Source organism: Shewanella sp. 11B5, from assembly GCF_002836795.1.
GTDB classification, from domain to species: domain Bacteria; phylum Pseudomonadota; class Gammaproteobacteria; order Enterobacterales; family Shewanellaceae; genus Shewanella; species Shewanella frigidimarina.
In genome coordinates, this window is the sequence record NZ_PJAP01000590.1 from 1 (window position 1) to 3,998 (window position 3,998).

Below are 3,998 nucleotides of genomic sequence, written 5' to 3' on the forward strand. Positions count from 1 at the left end.
ATGCTGAGCTATACCGACATAGTGACGCTAATCATGATGCCTCCTGAGACAACTTAAATGCCAAAGCGCGTTCATCATAATCAATACGTTCACCTGCCACTTCTTGATAGGTTTCATGACCTTTACCAGCAAGCAGTACAATATCGTTAACTTGTGCTAATGAAACAACATGGGTAATGGCTTCAATCCGGTCTACCTGGGTAAGCACCTTTTGAGGTTGACTAATACCCTGTAAAATATCGTTGATAATGGTTTGTGGATCTTCACTACGGGCATTGTCACTTGTGATCATCACTTTATCTGCATATTGCTCAGCGGCTTGTGCCATCAAAGGACGTTTGCCTTTGTCACGATCGCCACCGCAGCCGAATACACACCACAGTGTTCCTTTGCAGTGCAATTTTAATGCTTTTAACGCTTGCTCAATTGCATCTGGAGTATGGGCATAGTCAACAACCAAAGTCGCGCTTTTAGTAGATGAAAAACGCTCCATACGACCCGCAACAGGAACCAACAACGGCAGCACCGCCAAAATAGATGCCATTGGCTTGCCCTGTAAATACAAAACAGCTATTGCTGCCACGAGGTTAGACAAGTTAAATGCACCTAATAGCGGCGAGTTAAGCTGCACACTTACTGACTTTTCACTATCAATTTCGACAAAATGCAATGTCGCGGTGACACCTGCATCATGATATTCAATGGCATCACAGTAAAAGTCGGCAGCAGAATTCCCTTTAATGCTGAATGATTTATTCTTTTCATTCGCAAGTTGGGTCAACCATTTCTCGCCCACGGCATCATCAATATTAATCACACCATGTTTTACACTAGGAAATTGAAATAAGCGTTTTTTAGCCGCAGCGTAAGAATCCATATCACCGTGATAATCTAGATGATCGCGGCTTAAATTAGTAAACACTGCTATCTCAAATGGTGCCGCTTCTACTCGTCCTTGTACTAAACCATGGCTAGACACTTCCATAGCACACAATTCAGCGCCTTTAGCAGCAAACTCACTAAGCTGGCGCATAACCGTTATGGCATCAGCAGTCGTATTGCCGCTATCCACAAGTTGGCCCCACAAACCATTTCCTAATGTGCCCATTACAGCGGCTTGATGTCCGAGTAAATAGACAATTTGAGCAATAATTTGGCTTACAGATGTTTTGCCATTGGTACCGGTGATTCCAATTAAAGATAACGATTGGCTATTGGATAAGTAAAACTGTGCGGCTACGGCCGATAATTGGCGGCCTAGTTGGCAAAAAAACACTAATGGCACAGTATATTGAAGACGATCGACTATGCCATGTTCATCTGGATTATCGGTATGGATCAGTATCGCCGTTGCTCCAGCATCAATCGCTTGAGGAATAAATGCTCGACCATCGACTTTATGACCTGGTAATGCCACAAATAAACCACCACGTTCAACGTCACGGCTGTCTAGCGTTAATCCATTAACGGATTCGCGACCAGAGTAATGGAACCACGGCGCTAATAAATCATTTAATAACATTATTTTGCGCTCCTCGCGCAGTGGCCAAATTAACAGCCTCCTGCTCTGAAATTGGTTCTACATTAAGCATTTGCAAGGCACCAGACATAATTTTGGCAAAAGCAGGGCCGGAAACATCACCACCGTAATATTTGTCGCCTTTGGGTTCGTTAATCACAACTGAAATAGCCAAACGAGGATTATGAACGGGAGCTACCCCAGCAAATAAAGCAACGTAATCATCGCCATAACCACCGGCAACGGCTTTACGACTTGTACCTGACTTACCAGCAACGGGGTAGCCATCAATGTGTGCTTTGGTTCCTGTGCCTCCCGTTTCAGTTACCCCAACGAGCATTTCCATTACGTCATAGGCAACTTTATTCGAAATGACTTGCTCGCCTTTTGGCGGCTGTCTCAGTTTTAAAATTGACACAGGATAGAGTATTCCACCACTGCCTAACGTGGCGTACATACGTGCTATTTGTAACGGTGTCGCAGTAAGACCATAACCAAAAGATAAAGTGGCGCGTTCAAAGTCAGACCAACGATGACGATTATGAATTAACCCAGCACTTTCACCGGTTAAATTAATTCCCGTATAATTGCCTAATCCCATGGATTGGTATGTACCGAGTAATTGTTCAACGGGCATAGACAAGGACAGCTTACTAATTCCCACATTACTCGATTTAACCAAAATTTTGGCTAATGTCATGTCACCATAGTTACTCGAATCGCGAACTTGACGCCCACCAATTCGCATCCACCCTGGCGATGTCGATATCAATTCATTTACTTTCACAGTGCCGGAATCAAGAGCCGCGGCAACAACAAAAGGCTTAATCGTAGACCCTGGTTCGAATGTGTCAGTTAAGGCACGATTACGCATACGATGAGGCTGTAAATTATCTCGGGCATTGGGATTATATGAAGGAGTATTCACCATCGCTAATACTTCGCCCGTAGTCACATCGATAACCACCACAGACCCAGACGTCGCTTGGTATACTTCTGTCGCACGTTTCAATTCACGATATGCCAACTGCTGAATACGTTGATCGATACTGAGCACTAAATCGTTAGAACTTTCGCCTTCTTGCACGATATCCAAACGTTCAACCACACTGCCATCGCGAGCTTTACGTACTTTTTGCTTTGAGGGCGTTCCTGTTAACCAGGTATTATAAGTATTTTCAATGCCTTCAATGCCCACATCATCGATATTAGTGATACCAATTAACTGTGCAGCCGTTTCACCAGCAGGATAGTAACGACGGGATTCTGATTTAAGGTAAATACCACCAATTTTAAGCTGCTCAATATAGTCAGCAACAGCAGAGGTCACTTGACGTTTAAGATATACAAAGCGTTTTTTAGGATTGTTTTTGACTTTTCTGACCAATTCGTCGACAGGTTCTTGCAGAACATCTGCAAGGGCTTGCCAACGTCGCATGTCTTTAAATGCATCTTGATCATGGGCATGTTTAGGATCAGCCCACACAGCACGCACAGGTACACTAACCGCGAGCATATCGCCATTACGATCGGTGATTAAGCCTCGCTGAACTTGATTACTAGTTGTGCGCAGTGTGCGCATATCACTTTCGTGACGCAGTTTATCGGGCTCAATAATTTGAATATAGGCCGCACGCGCAACTAGACTGCAAAATAACAACAAAACGAACCCCACCACAACGTATAAACGCCATGGAATAAGTTCGTGACCTAATTTTTGCTTTGCTTGTCTAGCCATATTCCCTATGCTCACTGGACTCGAATGATAACTTCCTCCTTAGGAAGCGGCCGAGACATATTTAATTCTTTGGTTGCCATCCGAGTCACACGACTGTGCTCTGATTGCGATTGTTCTTCTAATAATAAGTTTCGCCACTCAATATCTAAGCGATCTTGCTCTTGCAGAAGTTGATCCCATTGAGTAATCAACTTACGTGTTACATGGCTGGTATAAACGACGGCGACACCATTTAAAACAACCAGTAAACTCAGTAGCAATACCCACTTATGGTGCCAAATGTCATGTAACACAATCCGAGGCAAATTTAATGGTGATTGGCTCACATTACCCTCAGTGGTTAATAATCTAGACGTTCGGCAACTCGTAATACTGAGCTACGCGCACGTGGATTAAGCTCTAATTCAGCATCAGAAGGCTTTAATGCCTTACTAACCGCCTTTAATTTACGCGATTTATTAAGCTCTGCTTCCATGATAGGCAATCCATGTGGCACGCTTTCACCTTGACTATGGCGGCGAATAAAACGCTTAACCATACGATCTTCCAACGAATGGAAACTGATCACCGATAAACGCCCTTGTGGTGCTAACACTGCTAATGCGCCTTCAAGTGCTTGATCGATTTGTTCTAATTCACTGTTAATATAAATACGAATAGCCTGAAAAACCCGTGTTGCGGGATGCTTATTGCGCTCTTTGTTTTTAGTAATACGCGCGATTAAATCAGCTAAATCTTTAG

The 3,998-nt window shown here is 43.6% G+C and carries 4 protein-coding genes; all 4 read right to left on the minus strand.

Annotated features, from left to right (window positions below; genetic code table 11):
• Positions 1–31: 31 nt before the first annotated feature.
• Complete coding sequence (murE, locus tag CXF78_RS13715) at positions 32–1,525, minus strand: UDP-N-acetylmuramoyl-L-alanyl-D-glutamate--2,6-diaminopimelate ligase (protein ID WP_165872435.1); 1,494 nt, start codon at positions 1,523–1,525, stop codon at positions 32–34.
• On the minus strand, positions 1,509–3,257 hold the full coding sequence (locus tag CXF78_RS13720) for a penicillin-binding transpeptidase domain-containing protein (RefSeq protein WP_102037112.1): 1,749 nt from the start codon (positions 3,255–3,257) through the stop codon (positions 1,509–1,511). The genes murE and CXF78_RS13720 overlap by 17 nt, the downstream gene beginning before the upstream one ends.
• Positions 3,258–3,268: 11 nt before the next feature.
• Positions 3,269–3,583 (minus strand): cell division protein FtsL, encoded by a 315-nt coding sequence (gene ftsL, locus CXF78_RS13725; protein WP_102037113.1) that lies wholly within the window; start codon positions 3,581–3,583, stop codon positions 3,269–3,271.
• Between the two features lie 14 nt (positions 3,584–3,597).
• A partial coding sequence (rsmH, locus tag CXF78_RS13730) for a 16S rRNA (cytosine(1402)-N(4))-methyltransferase RsmH (protein WP_102037114.1) occupies positions 3,598–3,998 on the minus strand: 401 nt, incomplete at its 5' end.

Bases quoted from the DNA above. Each gene is read 5' to 3' on its own strand.
- CXF78_RS13720 (WP_102037112.1), bottom strand. From the start codon at position 3,257: ATGGCTAGACAAGCAAAGCAAAAATTAGGTCACGAACTTATTCCATGG.